24 protein-coding genes and 1 riboswitch are annotated in these 18,191 nt (G+C 42.4%); of the genes, 22 read left to right on the top strand and 2 right to left on the bottom strand.

Annotated features, from left to right (window positions below; all coding sequences use genetic code 11):
- The first annotated feature begins 11 nt into the window (after nt 1–11).
- The 13 genes from rpsH (at nt 12) to rplQ (ending at nt 6,924) form a co-directional block, all read left to right on the top strand.
- On the top strand, nt 12–404 hold the full coding sequence (rpsH, locus tag FH971_RS19335) for a 30S ribosomal protein S8 (protein ID WP_137224577.1): 393 nt from the start codon (nt 12–14) through the stop codon (nt 402–404).
- 10 nt (nt 405–414) lie between these two features.
- Complete coding sequence (gene rplF, locus FH971_RS19330; RefSeq protein WP_137224580.1) at nt 415–948, top strand: 50S ribosomal protein L6; 534 nt, start codon at nt 415–417, stop codon at nt 946–948.
- Nucleotides 949–958: 10 nt separating this feature from the next.
- On the top strand, nt 959–1,309 hold the full coding sequence (gene rplR / locus FH971_RS19325; RefSeq protein WP_011635655.1) for a 50S ribosomal protein L18: 351 nt from the start codon (nt 959–961) through the stop codon (nt 1,307–1,309).
- Nucleotides 1,310–1,321: 12 nt separating this feature from the next.
- Nucleotides 1,322–1,825 (top strand): 30S ribosomal protein S5, encoded by a 504-nt coding sequence (gene rpsE / locus FH971_RS19320; RefSeq protein WP_137224583.1) that lies wholly within the window; start codon nt 1,322–1,324, stop codon nt 1,823–1,825.
- A gap of 6 nt (nt 1,826–1,831) precedes the next feature.
- The gene (gene rpmD / locus FH971_RS19315) at nt 1,832–2,014 is read left to right on the top strand and encodes a 50S ribosomal protein L30 (RefSeq protein ID WP_137224586.1); all 183 of its coding nucleotides are present in this window, start codon (nt 1,832–1,834) and stop codon (nt 2,012–2,014) included.
- A gap of 4 nt (nt 2,015–2,018) precedes the next feature.
- On the top strand, nt 2,019–2,453 hold the full coding sequence (gene rplO, locus FH971_RS19310; RefSeq protein ID WP_137224589.1) for a 50S ribosomal protein L15: 435 nt from the start codon (nt 2,019–2,021) through the stop codon (nt 2,451–2,453).
- A 7-nt stretch (nt 2,454–2,460) separates the two neighbouring features.
- Nucleotides 2,461–3,801, top strand: coding sequence for a preprotein translocase subunit SecY (gene secY, locus FH971_RS19305; RefSeq protein ID WP_137224592.1), 1,341 nt, complete (start codon nt 2,461–2,463; stop codon nt 3,799–3,801).
- Between the two features lie 23 nt (nt 3,802–3,824).
- Nucleotides 3,825–3,938, top strand: coding sequence for a 50S ribosomal protein L36 (rpmJ, locus tag FH971_RS19300; protein ID WP_011635659.1), 114 nt, complete (start codon nt 3,825–3,827; stop codon nt 3,936–3,938).
- 116 nt (nt 3,939–4,054) lie between these two features.
- The gene (gene rpsM / locus FH971_RS19295) at nt 4,055–4,411 is read left to right on the top strand and encodes a 30S ribosomal protein S13 (RefSeq protein ID WP_011635660.1); all 357 of its coding nucleotides are present in this window, start codon (nt 4,055–4,057) and stop codon (nt 4,409–4,411) included.
- 17 nt (nt 4,412–4,428) lie between these two features.
- The gene (gene rpsK, locus FH971_RS19290) at nt 4,429–4,821 is read left to right on the top strand and encodes a 30S ribosomal protein S11 (protein WP_011635661.1); all 393 of its coding nucleotides are present in this window, start codon (nt 4,429–4,431) and stop codon (nt 4,819–4,821) included.
- A gap of 32 nt (nt 4,822–4,853) precedes the next feature.
- Entirely contained in the window at nt 4,854–5,474 is a 621-nt protein-coding gene (gene rpsD / locus FH971_RS19285) for a 30S ribosomal protein S4 (protein WP_137224595.1), read from the top strand.
- A gap of 24 nt (nt 5,475–5,498) precedes the next feature.
- Nucleotides 5,499–6,488: a DNA-directed RNA polymerase subunit alpha gene (locus FH971_RS19280; RefSeq protein WP_101033750.1), complete on the top strand. Its 990-nt coding sequence runs from the start codon at nt 5,499–5,501 to the stop codon at nt 6,486–6,488.
- Between the two features lie 40 nt (nt 6,489–6,528).
- Nucleotides 6,529–6,924 (top strand): 50S ribosomal protein L17, encoded by a 396-nt coding sequence (gene rplQ, locus FH971_RS19275; RefSeq protein ID WP_011635664.1) that lies wholly within the window; start codon nt 6,529–6,531, stop codon nt 6,922–6,924.
- Between the two features lie 728 nt (nt 6,925–7,652).
- Here the strand turns inward: rplQ and FH971_RS19270 are convergent.
- Nucleotides 7,653–9,566: a methyl-accepting chemotaxis protein gene (locus FH971_RS19270; protein ID WP_140235375.1), complete on the bottom strand. Its 1,914-nt coding sequence runs from the start codon at nt 9,564–9,566 to the stop codon at nt 7,653–7,655.
- A gap of 231 nt (nt 9,567–9,797) precedes the next feature.
- On the bottom strand, nt 9,798–11,447 hold the full coding sequence (locus tag FH971_RS19265) for an electron transfer flavoprotein-ubiquinone oxidoreductase (RefSeq protein WP_140235374.1): 1,650 nt from the start codon (nt 11,445–11,447) through the stop codon (nt 9,798–9,800).
- Between the two features lie 232 nt (nt 11,448–11,679).
- A riboswitch (molybdenum cofactor riboswitch) is annotated at nt 11,680–11,812 on the top strand.
- On the opposite strand from FH971_RS19265, the gene moaA reads away from it, so the two are divergent.
- The 9 genes from moaA (at nt 11,800) to FH971_RS19220 (ending at nt 18,126) form a co-directional block, all read left to right on the top strand.
- Nucleotides 11,800–12,780, top strand: coding sequence for a GTP 3',8-cyclase MoaA (gene moaA, locus FH971_RS19260; RefSeq protein ID WP_140235373.1), 981 nt, complete (start codon nt 11,800–11,802; stop codon nt 12,778–12,780). (Overlaps the previous riboswitch by 13 nt.)
- Nucleotides 12,781–12,871: 91 nt before the next feature.
- Nucleotides 12,872–13,348, top strand: coding sequence for a cyclic pyranopterin monophosphate synthase MoaC (gene moaC, locus FH971_RS19255; protein WP_137224605.1), 477 nt, complete (start codon nt 12,872–12,874; stop codon nt 13,346–13,348).
- 64 nt (nt 13,349–13,412) lie between these two features.
- The gene (gene moaD / locus FH971_RS19250; RefSeq protein WP_137224607.1) at nt 13,413–13,661 is read left to right on the top strand and encodes a molybdopterin synthase sulfur carrier subunit; all 249 of its coding nucleotides are present in this window, start codon (nt 13,413–13,415) and stop codon (nt 13,659–13,661) included.
- A gap of 1 nt (nt 13,662) precedes the next feature.
- The gene (gene moaE, locus FH971_RS19245) at nt 13,663–14,133 is read left to right on the top strand and encodes a molybdopterin synthase catalytic subunit MoaE (protein ID WP_140235372.1); all 471 of its coding nucleotides are present in this window, start codon (nt 13,663–13,665) and stop codon (nt 14,131–14,133) included.
- Nucleotides 14,134–14,172: 39 nt separating this feature from the next.
- Nucleotides 14,173–15,021, top strand: coding sequence for a molybdate ABC transporter substrate-binding protein (gene modA / locus FH971_RS19240; protein ID WP_240778409.1), 849 nt, complete (start codon nt 14,173–14,175; stop codon nt 15,019–15,021).
- On the top strand, nt 15,021–15,701 hold the full coding sequence (modB, locus tag FH971_RS19235; protein ID WP_140235371.1) for a molybdate ABC transporter permease subunit: 681 nt from the start codon (nt 15,021–15,023) through the stop codon (nt 15,699–15,701). The genes modA and modB overlap by 1 nt, the downstream gene beginning before the upstream one ends.
- Nucleotides 15,682–16,788, top strand: a complete 1,107-nt coding sequence (locus FH971_RS19230; RefSeq protein WP_140235370.1) for an ABC transporter ATP-binding protein — start codon at nt 15,682–15,684, stop codon at nt 16,786–16,788. The genes modB and FH971_RS19230 overlap by 20 nt, the downstream gene beginning before the upstream one ends.
- 125 nt (nt 16,789–16,913) lie before the next feature.
- On the top strand, nt 16,914–17,435 hold the full coding sequence (locus FH971_RS19225) for a hypothetical protein (RefSeq protein ID WP_137224617.1): 522 nt from the start codon (nt 16,914–16,916) through the stop codon (nt 17,433–17,435).
- A gap of 13 nt (nt 17,436–17,448) precedes the next feature.
- Nucleotides 17,449–18,126 (top strand): response regulator transcription factor, encoded by a 678-nt coding sequence (locus FH971_RS19220; RefSeq protein WP_140235651.1) that lies wholly within the window; start codon nt 17,449–17,451, stop codon nt 18,124–18,126.
- The last annotated feature ends 65 nt before the right edge of the window (nt 18,127–18,191 follow it).

Below are 18,191 nucleotides of genomic sequence, written 5' to 3'. Positions count from 1 at the left end.
AGTAAGCTAATATGAGCATGCAAGATCCTATTGCGGATATGTTAACCCGTATTCGTAACGGCCAAGCTGCTAACCACGTATCTGTAAAGATGCCTTCAGCTAAGTTAAAAGTAGCAATAGCGAAATTACTTAAAGATGAAGGTTTCATTACCGACTACGCCGTAGCAGATGAAGCTAAGCCTGAATTAGAAATTACGTTAAAGTATTTTCAAGGCAAACCAGTCGTTGAGACTATCCAGCGTGTAAGTCGCCCTGGTCTTCGTATTTACAAAGGTAAAGACGAACTTCCAAAGGTGATGGGCGGGTTGGGTATCGCAATTGTGTCCACTTCTAAAGGCTTGATGACTGATCGTGCTGCCCGCCAAAATGGCTCGGGTGGCGAGGTTATCTGCTACGTAGCGTAAGGAGCTATAAATGTCTCGTGTTGCAAAAGCACCAGTCACTGTTCCTGCTGGCGTAGAGGTGACTTTAAACGAACAGACTCTTACTGTGAAAGGCAGTAAGGGAAGTCTGACTCGAGTAATCAACAATGCGGTAAATGTTGTTATTGAAGATGCGCAAGTTAAGTTTCTTCCTGTCGAAGGCGTTGCTAACGCTTGGGCACAGGCTGGTACTGCACGTGCATTAGTAAACAACATGGTTGTTGGTGTATCTCAAGGTTTTGTGAAAAAACTTAAATTAGTTGGTGTAGGTTACCGTGCAAAAATTGCTGGTAGTGACTTAGATTTAACGTTGGGTTTCTCACATCCATTAGTACACAAACTGCCCGCAGGCGTTACTGCAGAGTGTCCTAGCCAAACTGAAATCGTGCTTTCGGGCGTTGATAAACAAGTTGTTGGCCAGGTTGCTGCTGAAATTCGCGGATATCGTCCACCAGAGCCTTATAAAGGCAAGGGTGTTCGCTATGACGACGAAGTAGTACGCCGTAAAGAGGCTAAGAAGAAGTAGGTAACGCGATATGGATAAGAAAACATCTCGCTTACGTCGCGCGTTACGTGCACGTAAGAAGATCCAAGAGCTGGGCGTGAATCGTCTGGTTGTACATCGTACACCGCGTCACATTTATGCTCAGGTAATCAATCCTGAAGCTCAGGTGTTGGCAGTTGCTTCAACCGTTGAAAAAGCGGTTAAAGAACTACTAAAGAGTACCGGTAACGTTGACGCGGCTAAAGCAGTAGGTAAAATTGTTGCTGAGCGTGCGATCGAGAAGGGCGTAGCAACAGTTGCGTTCGACCGTTCTGGATTCAAGTATCATGGTCGTGTTGCTGCATTAGCAGATGCCGCTCGTGAAGCTGGCCTGAAGTTCTAAGGGGTTATAAAAATGGCTAAATTAGAAGCTCAGCAAAAAGACGATCTGCAAGAGAAATTAATTGCAGTTAATCGTGTTTCTAAAGTAGTTAAGGGCGGTCGTATCTTTAGCTTCACAGCACTAACAGTAGTGGGTGACGGTAATGGTAAGATCGGCTATGGCTATGGTAAAGCGCGTGAAGTTCCAGCTGCTATTCAAAAAGCAATGGAAAAAGCCCGTCGTAATATGGTAACCGTGGAGTTGAATGCAGGTACTTTGCATCACCCAGTTAAAGGTCGCCATACTGGTTCTAAAGTTTATATGCAACCAGCATCAGAGGGTACCGGTATTATTGCCGGTGGCGCAATGCGTGCCGTATTGGAAGTAGCAGGCGTTCATAACGTTCTGTCAAAAGCATACGGTTCTACTAACCCGATCAACATCGTTCGCGCAACTGTCGATGCGTTGGTGCACATGAAGTCACCAGCTCAAATCGCAGCAAAACGTGGCCTGAATGTTGACGAAATTCGGGGGTAATGCACCATGGCTACTAAAACTTTAAAAGTCACACAGACTAAAAGCAGCATTGGTCGTTTACCAAAACACCGTGCAACCTTAACCGGTTTAGGCTTACGCCGCATTGGTCACACTGTTGAAGTTGAAGATACACCTTCAGTTCGCGGTATGATTAATAAAGTGTACTACATGGTTTCGGTGGAGGAATAAGATAATGCGTCTAAATACTCTATCTCCAGCAGCAGGTTCTAAATCTGCTCCTAAGCGTGTAGGCCGTGGTATTGGTTCAGGTTTAGGTAAGACAGCGGGTCGTGGCCATAAAGGTCAGAAGTCTCGTTCAGGCGGCGGCGTTCGCGTCGGTTTCGAAGGTGGTCAAATGCCACTTAAGATCCGTCTACCTAAGTTTGGCTTTACCTCGCGTCGCGCTTTGGTAACAGCTGAAGTTCGTTTACTCGAACTAGCAAAAGTTAACGGTGATGTTGTCGATTTGAATGCACTGAGAGATGCGAACGTTATTACTCGCAACATCCAGTTTGCGAAAATCGTTCTTTCAGGTACCATTGACCGCCCAGTGACTGTAAAAGGTCTCAAGGTAACCAAAGGTGCTCGTGCAGCTATTGAAGCTGCCGGTGGCAAGATCGAGGAATAATACGTCGATGGCAAAACCAGGACTTGATTTAAAAAGCGCGAAAGGCGGTTTATCAGAATTGAAAACACGCCTTCTGTTCGTGATTGGTGCGATTATCGTCTTTAGAGCCGGTTCGTTTGTGCCAATTCCTGGTATTGACGCAGCTGTATTGGCAGATTTGTTTGCCCAGCAAAAAGATACCATCCTTGGCATGTTTAACATGTTCTCGGGTGGTGCCTTAGAGCGTGCTTCTATCTTCGCATTAGGTATCATGCCGTATATTTCGGCATCGATCATAATGCAGTTATTGACTGTTGTGCATCCTGCACTCGCTGAATTGAAAAAGGAAGGCGAATCAGGACGTAAGAAAATCAGTCAATACACTAGATATGGTACACTCGTGTTGGGGACGCTTCAATCTGTCGGTATTGCAACCGGTTTACCAAATCTTATGCCTGGCCTTGTGGCCAATCCAGGATTTGGTTTCTACTTCGTTGCAGTTGTGAGCTTAGTGACAGGAACTATGTTCCTTATGTGGCTAGGTGAACAAATTACCGAACGTGGTATTGGTAATGGTATCTCGATTTTGATTTTCGCAGGTATTGTTGCTGGTTTACCATCGGCCATCGGCTCAACAGCCGAGCAGGCGCGCCAAGGTGACATGAATGTATTAGTACTACTGTTGCTCGCAGTTATCGTATTTGCCGTAACTTATTTAGTGGTATTTGTGGAACGTGGTCAACGTCGTATCGTCGTTAACTACGCTAAGCGCCAACAAGGCCGTAAGGTTTTTGCAGCGCAAAGCACCCATTTACCTCTAAAAATTAATATGGCAGGTGTGATTCCACCAATTTTTGCATCCAGCATAATTTTGTTCCCAGGCACACTGGCTCAGTGGTTTGGTCAAAATGAGTCTATGTCATGGTTAAGCGATTTCGCTTTAGCTGTGTCTCCAGGACAACCGCTGTATTCATTATTGTACGCGACAGCAATTATCTTTTTCTGTTTCTTCTATACTGCGTTGGTATTTAACCCTCGCGAAACAGCAGACAACTTGAAAAAGAGTGGTGCATTCATTCCTGGGATCCGTCCCGGAGAACAGACTTCGCGTTACATTGATAAAGTCATGACACGTTTAACCTTAGCGGGTGCGTTGTACATTACCTTTATCTGCTTAATTCCGGAGTTCATGTTAATTGCGTGGAAAGTACAGTTCTATTTTGGCGGTACTTCACTACTTATTATAGTAGTCGTAATCATGGACTTCATGGCTCAGGTTCAGACCCATATGATGTCTCATCAGTATGAGTCTGTGATGAAGAAAGCCAATCTTGTTAACAAAGCGAATTTAGATCGTTTTGGTAAATAAGATTTGTTTTACGGAGTGATGAAATGAAAGTTCGAGCTTCCGTTAAGAAGATCTGCCGTAATTGCAAGATCGTCAAGCGTAGTGGTGTTGTTCGTGTTATTTGTATTGAACCTAAACACAAACAGCGTCAAGGCTAGAAAGAAGTTTGGTCAGCTCAATAATGGGCTGACCAAAATATTGTTTGCAAATTTGTTGTCTGTCGAGTATCCTTTCGGGCTTTTCGCAGATAGCCTTTAACTTTAAGGAGTGCATAGTGGCCCGTATCGCTGGCATTAACATTCCTGATCAAAAGCATACAGTCATTGCTTTGACTGCTATTTTTGGTATTGGACGTACACGCGCTAGAGCAATCTGCGCATCTACTTCAATTGCTGAAGATGCTAAGATCAAGGAATTGAGCGAAGCTCAAATAGATATCCTACGCGAAGAAGTCGCCAAATACACCGTAGAAGGTGACTTGCGTCGTGAGATTTCAATGAACATCAAGCGTCTTATGGATCTTGGTTGTTATCGTGGTCTCCGCCATCGTCGTAGCCTGCCCCTTCGTGGGCAACGTACTAAGACCAATGCGCGCACGCGTAAAGGTCCACGTAAGCCAATCAGAAAGTAACGGGAAGGTAAACCAAAATGGCTAAAGTTCCGTCACGTTCTCCGCGTAAGCGCGTACGTAAACAGGTTGCAGATGGCATGGCTCATATCCATGCGTCTTTCAACAACACAATTGTCACCATTACAGATCGTCAAGGTAATGCGTTGTCATGGGCTACCTCAGGTGGTTCTGGTTTCCGTGGTTCACGTAAATCAACACCATTCGCTGCGCAGGTTGCTGCTGAGCGTGCAGGTATTGCTGCTCAAGACTACGGTGTTAAAAACCTTGAAGTTTTCGTGAAGGGTCCTGGTCCAGGTCGTGAATCAGCCATTCGTGCGCTGAACGCTGTTGGTTATAAAATTACCAACATTACCGATGTGACACCTATCCCTCATAATGGCTGTCGTCCACCTAAAAAGCGTCGTGTATAACACTGCGTATATAGGATAGTTGGAGAAAGATCATGGCAAGATACTTGGGTCCCAAGCTCAAGCTCAGTCGCAGAGAAGGTACAGACCTTTTCTTAAAAAGCGGTGTGAGAGCAATCGATTCGAAGTGTAAGCTAGAAACTGCACCTGGACAACATGGCGCACGTAAGCCACGTTTGTCTGAGTACGGTGTACAGCTACGCGAGAAACAAAAAGTTCGTCGTATTTATGGAGTGCTTGAAAAGCAATTCCGTAATTATTACAAAGAAGCTGCACGTCTTAAGGGCAATACCGGTGAAAACCTATTGCAACTTTTAGAAGTCCGCCTAGATAACGTTGTTTATCGTATGGGTTTCGGTTCTACTCGTGCAGAATCACGTCAGCTAGTAAGCCATAAAACTGTTATGGTTAACGGTCGTGTTGTTAACATTCCGTCATTCAAAGTGTCTGCGAATGATGTTGTAAGCATCCGTGAAAAGTCACGCACTCAAGCTCGTATTAAAGCGGCTTTAGAAGTGTCTGGCCAACGCGAAAAGCCTACATGGGTAGAAGTCGACAATGCGAAAATGGAAGGTGCTTTTAAGCGTATTCCAGAACGTAGCGATTTGTCTGCGGATATTAACGAACAGCTGATCGTCGAGCTTTACTCTAAGTAAAGCTAACAAACAAGAGAGGACACAATGCAGGGTTCTGTTACAGAATTTCTTAAACCGCGTCTCGTTGATATTGAGCAGGTTAATTCAACTCGCGCCAAAGTTACACTAGAGCCACTAGAACGTGGTTTTGGCCATACCTTAGGTAACGCGTTGCGTCGCATCCTATTGTCGTCTATGCCCGGCTGCGCAGTTACTGAAGTCGAAATTGACGGCGTACTGCATGAATACAGCAGTAAGGAAGGCGTACAAGAAGATATCCTTGAGATATTGCTCAATCTTAAAGGATTAGCAGTGACCATCGAGGGTAAAGACGAGGCTTTGCTTACATTAAGCAAGTCCGGCACAGGCCCTGTTACAGCAGCAGATATCACGCATGATGGTGATGTTACCATCGTGAATCCTGATCATGTTATCTGTCACTTGACAGGTAATAATGATATCAGTATGCGTATCCGCGTTGAGCGTGGTCGTGGTTATGTGCCAGCTTCGGCTCGTGCACAGACTGAAGACGATGACCGCCCAATCGGCCGTTTATTGATTGATGCTTCATTCTCACCTGTAGCTCGCATTGCTTATAATGTTGAAGCTGCTCGTGTTGAACAGCGCACTGACTTAGATAAACTTGTGATTGATATGACCACAAACGGTACTATCGATCCTGAGGAAGCAATTCGTCGTTCTGCAACAATTTTAGCTGAACAGCTAGATGCGTTTGTTGAATTACGTGATGTGACTGAGCAGGCTGTTGTAGAAGAGAAACCGGAGTTTGATCCGATTTTGCTGCGTCCTGTCGACGATTTAGAGCTAACTGTACGTTCGGCTAACTGTTTAAAAGCCGAAGCGATTCATTACATCGGAGATCTGGTACAACGCACTGAAGTTGAGTTGCTTAAGACCCCTAACTTAGGTAAGAAATCTCTTACTGAAATTAAGGATGTTTTAGCATCACGCGGACTGTCGTTAGGTATGCGTCTAGAAAACTGGCCACCAGCTAGTTTGGCAGACGACCTATAAGTCTCAGGTTAGTACAGATTTAGGTTATAAGGATTAGGTCATGCGCCATCGTAAGAGTGGTCGTCAACTAAACCGCAACAGCAGTCATCGCCAAGCTATGTTCCGTAACATGGCTTGCTCAATAGTTCGTCATGAGATTATCAAGACAACTGTAGCTAAAGCGAAAGAACTGCGTCGCGTTGTTGAACCTCTAATAACACTTGCTAAAGTTGACAGCGTTGCAAATCGCCGTTTAGCTTTCGCTCGTACCCGCGACGCTGAAGTTGTAGGTAAGTTATTTACTGAATTGGGTCCACGCTTCCAGGAACGTCCTGGTGGTTACACTCGTATTCTTAAGTGCGGTCTACGTACCGGTGATAAAGCCCCAATGGCTTACATCGAGTTAGTAGGTCGTCCTGAAGCTGCTGAAGCTGTTGAAGTAGAAGCTGCTGAGTAATTAATTACTCACCGAAAAACCGAGCCTAGGCTCGGTTTTTTTTTAACTTTAATATTCGCATTTTCAATATGATCCTATACTTTTGAGCTTTCACCTATGTAATATTAAGTCGTTGCCATTGATTTCATATTGCTTTTTTCCCTATAGTTTAAAACATCTTATATCCCTCTTTTGGAAACCTTATCTATCTAACACTCTTTACTCCCCATAACCATGAAACTATCAATCACATAATAATTATTCTTTGCAGTTTATTTAAGGTTCTCTTGCTTGAAGCAAACTGTGTATTAAATAACAACAGTGGCCTAATGGATAAATGGCACAGGTTTAAAGTCTCTTTCGAGTACATAAACTTGATTGTATTCCTGTATCAAAGGCATTGGTCAAAGTGCAGACAACCGTCGCACGTTCGTCATATGAGCAAATACCTACGTACAACCTAACGTTATAACCCTCAAGTGATCAATCTGGCTCTCATGCACGTCATGGCAGATAGTATCTGGCATTCTAATTATAAAAACCTACAGCCATGAAAACATCAAGATGGGTAATTACCATGTAAGGTACTGTAATTCGTCACCGATATTGTCCTGTTCTCATATTCATTATGTTTAAGTATGTATGTTTTATTTTATTATTCGGATTTATCGGTAAGTTAAAAAATAATTATAGCCAAATAAAAAACCACTCAAAGGAGTGGTTTTTTAATTATGCTGAATATTAACTCTTTACACTTTAAAGCGGGCGACAAGCGTATCAAGTCGAGTTGCTAACTCATTCAATGATTTACTTGCATTGGCTGCCGCATGTGCGGTATTTGCTGTACGCTGAGTAATATCGTTGATGTCGGTTACATTGCGGTTAATGTCTTCGACTACTGTTGACTGCTCTTCTGTAGCCGTTGCTATTTGAATGTTCATGTCGCTAATCTCAGCAATTCGTTCGCTAATACCACTCAACGAATGGCTGGCTTCATCTACTGCTGTAACCCCCTCATGTGAGCGACTACGAGATTGTTCCATTGCACTCACTGCACGAGTGGTTTCTGACTGAAGCTTATCTATCATAGTTTGTACTTCGTTGGTAGAAACTGCCGTACGAGATGCTAAGTTACGTACTTCATCAGCAACAACCGCAAATCCTCGTCCCGCTTCACCTGCTCTAGCCGCTTCAATTGCCGCGTTAAGTGCTAAAAGGTTAGTTTGTTCTGAAATAGCACGAATTACATCTAAAATACTACCAATTGATTTAGTGTGCGTAGCGAGTGATTCAATCACTTCTCCAACCTGTTCGACGTCTTTAGACAATAGGTTAATGGTTGAACGTGCGCGCGTAACGACTTTCTGACCTTCCATTGATTCGGTATCAGCATCACGGGCTGTGACAGCGGCTTGAGCTGCATTGGAGGCAATCTCATTAACCGTAGCACCCATTTCGTTAATCGCGGTCACAACCTGGATTGTGCGATCTTTTTGTAACTGGCTATCACTTAACGTTTGATTAGCTTGGTTTGAAACATCAACGGCTGATAGACCTAGTTGTTCGCTGGTGTTGGCAACTTCGACGACCGTATCTTGAATTTTGCTAATGAAACTATTAAAACCACGAGCAAGCTGAGCTATTTCGTCATTACCATTAACGGGTAGTCTTTGACGTAAATCGCCTTCGCCTTCACCAATATTACGAAATAACTCTGCAATATGGGCAATAGGACGACTGACCGACCCTGCAACAGCAATCGAAATGGCAATAAATACCACAGCAATGAGTATTGTCCACATTAATATTTGATAAGCGGATTCTTGTAATAGGGCAAATACCTCTGCTTCAGGAACTTGCGCAATCAAGTACCAATCCATCGACTTGATGTAGCTACTGGCTATCAACATTTTCTGGCCATCTACTTCTGCTTTAACTAAGTTAAAATCGCTTTTATTCAGTAATTGGTTGGTCTTTGCATTAGGATATAAAGTGCTGAGCTTGGCTTTACCCACCTTTGTAGTGTCTTGATGCAGTTTGACATCACCGTTAGTATCAACTAAATAGACAAATCCAGTGTCTTCTATTTTAAATGAAGCCAGTAAATTAACCATATCATCTAACGATTTAGCTAGCCCGACCAAGCCTCTGCCATCAGGTTGTTGATAATTGATATAAAGCTTAACATCCCCATTACTAGGCTCTGTGAACACATTTAGCATTTGCTCTTGCTTGCTATTGCGATAGTCAAAAAACCAAGCGTCTTGTTCCGGGGTTAATATTCGTAAAAAACCATCCTGGTTATAGTAGGCTGCGGTTTCACGGTCGGCGTATGATGCTTGAGCTAAGTCATATTGATTTTTTATGTCATTGAGTTCTGCTATAACTAGACTTTCTTGGTTCGCAGGACGGTCATTTTGAAGCCATTCAAGCAACATTCTACTGTCAGCTAGTTGTTTTGCTGCATTCAGTAAACTACTAATTTCAAGGTCGATTTCATTACGGATTTGCATCACTAAGCTCGGCATTTCCGAATTTAACATCCGTTGTTCGACGATTTGCTTGGCACTTCGTTGACTCAATAATCCGACTAAGATCGTTGATAGCAGTACTGCAATGGTCACGGTCAGTAATATTTTTTGTTTAATGGTAAGAGTATTCATCTACAACAGCCTCTTGAAAGTATCTTTAAGATATATCGGAAATAATGGTAATAAATTGATAATTATTTTGTACTTAAGTTGATTTAAGATAGGAAAATAGTTTTGGGCGTAGGTTGTTTTGATTTTATGTGGGTAATGATAGACGATAAAACAAAAAAAACGCACCATTATTTTATGTGCGTTTTTTAAGGTTAGCTAATAAATCAACTATTTAGTGACTATGTGGTTAGCTTACATATTAGGGTAGTTTGGTCCACCGCCACCTTCTGGTGTTACCCAGGTAATATTCTGGCTTGGGTCTTTGATGTCACAAGTTTTACAGTGAATACAATTTTGACCATTAATCACAAATTTTTTGTCACCCGCGTCTTCAACTACTTCATAAACACCCGCTGGACAATAACGTTGTGCTGGTTCATCAAATTTAACTAAATTGACCGAAATGGGAATGCTTTGGTCTTTTAAACGCAAATGACAAAGCTGATCTTCTTCGTGGAAAGTATTCGATAGATATACTGAAGATAACTTATCAAAACTTAATTTACCGTCAGGTTTAGGATAATCAATTTTATTATAGTCGCTGGCTAATCCCATTGTGGCGTAATCAGGTGTGTTATCTCTGAACGTTACCGGAAATTTACCACCGAACCAATTTTGATCTATAAAGTTGAATGCACCACCTAATAATGTGCCAAATTTGTGCAATGCAGAACCAAAATTGCGCGAGCTATGAAGTTCTTCATGTAACCAGCTTTCTTCGAAACGCTCTTGGAAGCAATCAAGGTCTTTGCCACCTTCCAAGCCTGCAATTAAGCCTTCGCCTAAGGTTTTGGCAGCAATAATGCCGCTTTTTATTGCAGTATGAGTGCCCTTAATTTTAGCAAAATTAAGGGTGCCGGCATTGCAACCAATAATTAAACCACCAGGGAAACTCATTTTAGGTAATGAATTTAAACCGCCTTTAGCGATGGCTCTAGCACCGTAAACTAAGCGTTCTCCGCCTGCTAATGTGTTGGCTATAACGGTATGAGTTTTATAGCGTTGAAACTCATCAAATGGGCTGAGGTGAGGGTTTTTATAATTTAAATCGATAATTAATCCAACAGCGACTTGGTTGTCTTCCATGTGGTATAGGAAACCACCACCAGATGAGCCATTGACAAGTGGCCAACCGCCAGTGTGAACAACTTTACCTTCTTGATGTTGTTCTGCAGGTATTTTCCAAATTTCTTTAAAACCTAAGCCGTAGTGTTGTGGCGTTTTACCATTATCTAAATGGTATTTTTGGATCAGTTGTTTACCTAGGTGACCTCGACAACCTTCTGAAAAAACAGTGTATTTGGCATGTAATTCCATACCTGGCATATAACTATCTTTGTGTTGACCATTTTCGCTAACACCCATGTCACCGATTAAAATGCCTTTAACACTGTTGTCTTCATTAAACAGTAATTCACTGGCAGCAAAACCAGGGAAAATTTCTACTCCCATCGCTTCTGCTCTGTTGGCTAACCAGCGTGATAAATTGCCGACACTAATAATATAATTACCATCATTGTGCATTGTTTTTGGTACTAAACTGTTTGGCATTAAGCGAGATTTTGTCTCTGAATTTAATAAATAGATTTCGTCATGAGTGACTTTAGTATTCAGAGGAATATCGGAGTCACGCCAATCATTAAATAATTCGTCCAGAACATCAGGTTCAAATACCGCCCCCGATAATATATGCGCACCAACCTCAGAGCCTTTTTCTACCACACAAACAGTGATTTCTTTATCTGCATCTTTAGATATTTGCATTAAACGACAAGCCGTTGCTAAGCCTGCAGGGCCTGCACCGACAATTACAACGTCGAACTCCATTGACTCGCGTTCCATGTTCTCACCTTTCAAAGTATCCCGTTCATCGCGGGTTTATTGTTTTTTTATAACGATATGTAAACGATCGTTTATCCTTTTACTTACCTTACCGCAAAATTTGCTTTTGTCACAGTAGCAAACACAATCTTGTCAGCGTGAGTCGAGTCACAAATAGTAAACGATATAATCTTTTTAGCTAAGATATTAACCTAAAGGGGTATTTGTATAATGGTATTTAGGCCTATAATTAGATCTGACGGTTCTCCGAGCTTTTTGTCCTACGTCGATGATATGGACAGTTAGCCGTGGTAATTTTGCCACCGGGGTGAGTAAAGAAATGCACTTACCTCCCACACTTGGAAAGGTTAACATGTCCCAATTACAAGATAGTTTTGGTCGACGTTTTCATTATTTACGAATGTCAGTGACTGACGTTTGTAACTTCAAATGTACCTATTGCTTGCCCGACGGCTATCGCCCAGACGGTAAACCTACGTTTTTAACTCTCAACGAGATTGAAAATTTAGTTGCTGGTTTTGGTGAAGTAGGCACGCAAAAAATTCGTATCACAGGTGGCGAACCCACACTTCGTAAAGACTTTACCGACATAGTGCGGATTGTTGCCGATAACCCTAATATTAGCACTGTAGCCATGACAACTAATGGCTATCGCTTACAGCAACATGCCAAAGAATGGTATGACGCCGGATTGCGACGCATTAATGTGTCAGTTGATAGCTTAGATCCTAAAATGTTTTACCAAATTACCGGTGAGAATAAATTCGACCAAGTGATGCGTGGTATTGATGCCGCACTTGAGGCTGGGTTTGAGCGAGTCAAGATTAATGCCGTGTTGTTAAAAGGTCTTAATGATAAAGATTTACCGCGTTTTTTACATTGGATTAAAAACACACCCATTGATTTACGTTTTATTGAGTTGATGGAGACGGGTTTAGGTCGCGATTATTTTAATGCACACCATTTAGCTGGAGTGGACATTAAAAAACAACTTGAACGAGAAGGCTGGTTATATGATCTGCCTGATGTTGATGATGGTCCAGCACAAAACTTCAGTCATACAGATTACAAAGGCCGTATTGGGTTAATCATGCCTTATGCAAAAAACTTTTGTGCCAGTTGCAACCGTTTACGTGTCTCTGCAAAAGGTAAGTTACACCTATGTTTGTTTACTGAAAATGGTGTGGACTTACGTGATTTACTCCAAGATGCTTCTCAACGAGATGAATTAATTAGCCGTTTACACGGTCAATTAGCTCAGAAAAAAGAAACCCATTTTTTACACCAAGGTATTACTGGCGTGACTCAACATCTTGCCTCAATTGGTGGTTAAGCTATTTTAAGACTAATCAAACTGATACGACACCCACAATGTCAGTGACGCTCAGTCGATAGACATTGAATTTTAATAAGGCTGTAAAAGTATGAGCAATCGTTTTACCCATATTAACGCCGATGGCAATGCCCATATGGTCGATGTTACTGAAAAAGCGGTCACCGAGCGTGAAGCTCGTGCTGAAGCCTTTATTGATATGGCACCAGATACCTTAACCATGATCATGAGTGGTAGCCATCACAAAGGTGATGTGTTCGCTACAGCACGTATCGCGGGTATTCAAGCCGCAAAAAAAACCTCAGATTTAATTCCTTTATGTCATCCACTAATGCTAACTAAAGTAGAAGTAGATCTAGAGGCTCAACCTGAAAATAATCGTGTTCGCATTACCAGTTTGTGTAAGCTGTCTGGTAAAACCGGTGTCGAAATGGAAGCCTTAACCGCAGCGTCAGTGGCGGCATTAACGATATACGATATGTGTAAGGCTGTGCAAAAGGACATGATTATTTCTCAAGTCCGCTTGCTTGAAAAACGCGGTGGTAAGTCTGGGCATTTTAAAGCCTAATCAGTTAATTATCACTAGCGTAAATTTAAATACGTTTTATGAATAAATACGTTGAGAGACTACTATGATCCAAGTGTTATTTTTTGCCCAAATCCGTGAACTATTAGGTACCGCTAAAGTTGAACATTGTGCCGACAATATAGATACCGCCGAAACGTTACGCGTAGCGCTTGCTGCCACAGATGATAAGTGGGCAAAAGTGTTGGCATCGGATAAATTATTGGTCGCGATTAATCAAACTATGAGCCAGTGGGATTCGCCTGTAAACGATGGTGATGAAGTCGCCTTTTTCCCTCCAGTTACGGGAGGTTAATATGCAGCAACAGATCAATAAAATTATCATACGAGTTCACACTGAAGACTTTAGTGTCGCCGATGAATATGCATTACTGGCTTGCGATAATCAGGATGGTGCAGTAGTCAATTTTGTCGGTAAAGTACGAGACTTCAATGATGGCAGTGCAGTAACTGATTTAACCCTAGAGCATTATCCTGGGATGACAGAATCAGTATTAATGCAGATTAGCCAACAAGCTTGTGAACGCTGGCCATTAAACAAAGTGACCATTATTCACCGTTTTGGTACATTGGCACTTGGCGAACAAATTGTATTTATTGGCGTGACCAGTGCCCATCGTAAAGCCGCTTTTGCTGCCTGTGAATTTTTAATCGACTTTTTAAAAACTAAAGCGCCTTTCTGGAAGCTTGAAGCAGGTGACGCTGGTGCTAAATGGGTTGAAGCGCGTGATAGCGATCAACAAGCAGCTAAAATGTGGCAAAAGTAATTTTCCATATTGCTCGTAAATAGCGAGGATAAATCTTCAATGTATTTCATCAATACCATGATTCATTTTTTTAATCGGCTTTCGTTGAAGTTTTATACTGGCGGTATCTCGGCGTTACTTGCGATTATTAGTTTAATTGGATTTAGTTCAGCAAGCATAGCCAGTGACACACCAGCTATTGCCGCCGCTGCAAATATTCAGTTTGCTGTGGCTGAAATTGCCACACGCTTTCAGCAGCAAACGGGGCTATCTGTAAGACTCAGTTATGGTTCATCAGGCAATTTTGTCACTCAGATTAAGCATGGTGCTCCTTTTGAATTAATGCTCAGTGCTGATGAAGATTATATTGATATTCTGCATCAAGCTGGCTTGACTCAGAATAAAGGCATTATTTATGCCATTGGGCGATTAGCATTGGCTGCGCCTAAATCATCACCACTCATTTTGGACCCTGAATTAGTTGGATTAACGCAATTAATCAACGATGGTAAATTGTCGCGGTTTGCGATTGCCAATCCTGATCATGCTCCTTATGGTGAGCGTGCCCGAGAAGTCCTTAAAGCGAAAGGTTTATGGGATGCGGTGCAGCCTAAATTAATTTTAGGCGAAAATGCCTCACAAGCCGCCCAGTTTACCATCAGTGGATCAACCCAAGGAGGAATCGTACCATTATCATTGGCGCTAACGCCTGAGTTTATCAAGCGTGGTAACTATGTCGTGATCCCCGATGCTCTGTATCAACCGATCAATCAACGTATGGCATTAATGCCCAATGCTTCTGAAACGGCAGAACGTTTTTATCAATATATGCAATCACCTGATGCACAGGAAGTTCTCTCTCAATTTGGGTTTAATTTACCCGTACATGTTGTTAGTAAGGTGGATTAATGGATTGGCAAGCTCTGTGGTTGTCGGTCAAATTGAGCTGTTTTACGGTGATTTTACTCATTCCACTGTCCATTTTTGTCGGCCGCGAATTAGCTTATCGCCAGTTTAAAGGTAAATCATGGCTCGAAGCCTTAATCATGGTGCCATTAGTGTTGCCACCTACGGTCATAGGTTATTACTTATTGGTAGGTTTAGGTAACCAGAGCATTATCGGTCAATGGGTTGAGCAGTTAACTGGGCAACAACTGGTATTTCATTTTTCTGGCTTAGTGATAGCCTCTATTATCGTCAATATTCCCTTTGCCGTTCAGCCGATTCAGCGTGCGTTTGAAACCATTCCTATCGATATTCGCGATGCAGCTGCGTGTTGCGGCATGAGCCGATTGCGTATCTTTTTCCGAGTAGAACTACCCATGGTTTGGCCTGGTGTATTAACGGCCGTGGTGCTATGTTTTTCCCATGTTTTGGGTGAATTTGGTGTAGTGTTAATGTTGGGTGGAAACATTGCAGGTGAAACCAAAACCATCTCAATATCGATTTATGATAGTGTGCAGGCATTCGATTTTGATTCGGCTGGAATGATGTCTCTGGTTTTATTAGTGTTTGCAGTGAGTGCGTTGGCACTGACCACCAGTATGTCGAGGCGTTTAGGAGGGCATCATGGCGCCTCACAACGCTGATCTTACATGTGATATTTCACAAACATTTCCCATCCCACTTGAAGCGCACTTCAGTTGTCGGGCTGGTGAAGTGTTAGCTGTCGTTGGCCCTTCTGGTGGAGGTAAAACGACCTTGCTTAGAATGATTGCCGGTTTAACCTTACCTCAGCATGGTCAGATTCATTGTGGTGATGCGGTGTGGTTTGATGAACAACAATCTATTTCTTTGACCCCTCAGCAAAGGCATATTGGCTATTTGCCGCAGCACTTTGGTTTGTTCCCGCATTTATCAGCGTTAGATAATGTCATTTCTGGGCTTGACCATATACCCAAAGCATTGCGTAAACCGCGTGCGCTAGATTGGTTAGATCGTGTCAACTTACATGGTTTTCCTAATCGTTTACCTGCTCAATTGTCTGGTGGACAACGCCAACGTGTAGCACTCGCTCGCGCCCTAGCTCGAGAGCCTGCTATCTTGCTGCTTGATGAACCTTTTTCAGCAGTAGATAAAGAAACTCGTGAGCGCTTATATATTGAGCTCGCTCGCTTAAAACAACAATTATCTATTCCCGTAGTTATGGTCACGCACGACACCCATGAGGCCTTGTTATTGGCCGATAAGATGATATTGATTAGTCAGGGAAAAATGCTCCAGCACGGCGAGCCGTTTGAGGTGATCTCTCATCCAAATGACGAAGCGGTGGCAAGGCAAATGGGCTTGAGAAATATTTTTGACGGTCAAGTGATCGAGCAAGATTTTGAACGTAACATGACTACGTTTACACTGGGTCATGAATTGATTGTTAGCGACAGTGCCCCAAAATTAACTATTGGGCAAACTATTCGCTGGGTTATTCCAAATCAAGGCATCCGCTTTAATACCATTAGCAGTGGCCGTTTATGTAAAAGCATAAATAAGTTAGAAGTGCTGATTGAGTCGGTGCTGATAATGGGTGAGTCTTCGAGAGTAATGGCGTCGGTGATCGATGTCGGATCAATCATCAATGCCGATGTGCCTACACATCTAGTCCGTAAGTTAGCGCTCGAGGCCGGAGTGAAAACGACTATTGCACTAAAGTCCGATCAAATTCATATTCTGAACCCGTAATATCGAACGATCACATCATAAAATGGTATTTATGATCAATTATTAATCTTAGATTTCTTGGGACTTTGGCTGCTCTTAGGTAGAGTAGGCGTGTGATAACGTTTTCAATTATATAGAGGCTTGTGATGGTTCGGTTGCTGCTAGCAATATGCTTTCTTCCTTGTGCCGTGATGGCCACACCATCTATGCGCACTTTATTGACCAATGGCGACTTTTTGAAGCCAATAACGGTCATGGAACAATTAGAACAACAAGACGAAGGCACAATAAGTGACTTTGATGTTGACGTTGAAGAAGGTTTGTTAGTATATAAAATTTCAATGGTTAACGTAGATAAACATCAGATCAGTAAATACCAATATCGCGCTTTAGACGGTGCTTTGTTAGCTGAAAAGTCGTCTGCTTATGTCTCTGATGACATTGGCCAAGTGAATGCAGCAAAATTGCTCCAAGCTAAGCATATGAAGTTTTCTGAACTTGTGACTCTGGCGATTAAAAATCAACAAGGATATTTAACGCAGGCGGAATTGGATCACGATTTATCAATTAGTTATCTCGAACTAAAATTACTCAATCAAGATAGTAAAAATACCATTGCTTTCGATATTGAAACTCTCCGTCCACTACCACTGCTCAAATGGGATTAAAGACTCTATGACTATGCGTATTTTATTGGTTGAAGATGATGCTACTACATTAAAGTATGTAGCCGATGGATTTACTGCTCAGAATTATCAAGTTGATAGCGCGACGGATGGCCAAGAAGGTCTCACGTTAGCGAAACATAACCAGTATGATTTACTGATCCTTGATCGCATGTTGCCAAAACTTGATGGTTTAACATTGTTGTCAGCGCTGCGAACCAGCGGTAATAAAACACCTGTGTTAATTTTGTCGGCGTTAAGCCACGTTGATGAACGTGTAAAAGGTTTGCGCGCTGGTGGTGATGACTATATGACTAAGCCATTTGCCTTTACTGAATTATTAGTGCGTGCGGAGAAGCTTGCACAACGTAATGTCGTTGAACCTGCAGCCACTGATATTGAAGTGGGCAGTTTAAAGATGGAGTTATTAACCCGTAAAGTCACCCTTGATGATAGCGAGTTAATGCTACAACCTAAAGAATTTCAATTGCTTAAATATTTAATGGAACATCCTAATCAAGTGGTTAGCCGGACATTATTATTTGAAGCGGTATGGGACTATCATTTTGATCCTCGTACCAACGTCATTGATGTACATATTGCCAAGTTACGTCGCAAGTTTGAAGAACTTGGCCATGGTGAATTAATTGAAACGGTTAGAGGGGCAGGATATCGCCTTTGTAAAAGGCATTAAGCCTTACCAAAGTAGTGCGTGGCGTATCACGCTGATCTTCTCGACATTAGTAACAATACTGATTG

Source organism: Shewanella polaris (genome assembly GCF_006385555.1).
GTDB classification, from domain to species: Bacteria; Pseudomonadota; Gammaproteobacteria; order Enterobacterales; family Shewanellaceae; genus Shewanella; species Shewanella polaris.
Note: the sequence above shows the minus strand (reverse complement) of the source record. Positions and strands in the feature narration are given on the sequence as shown.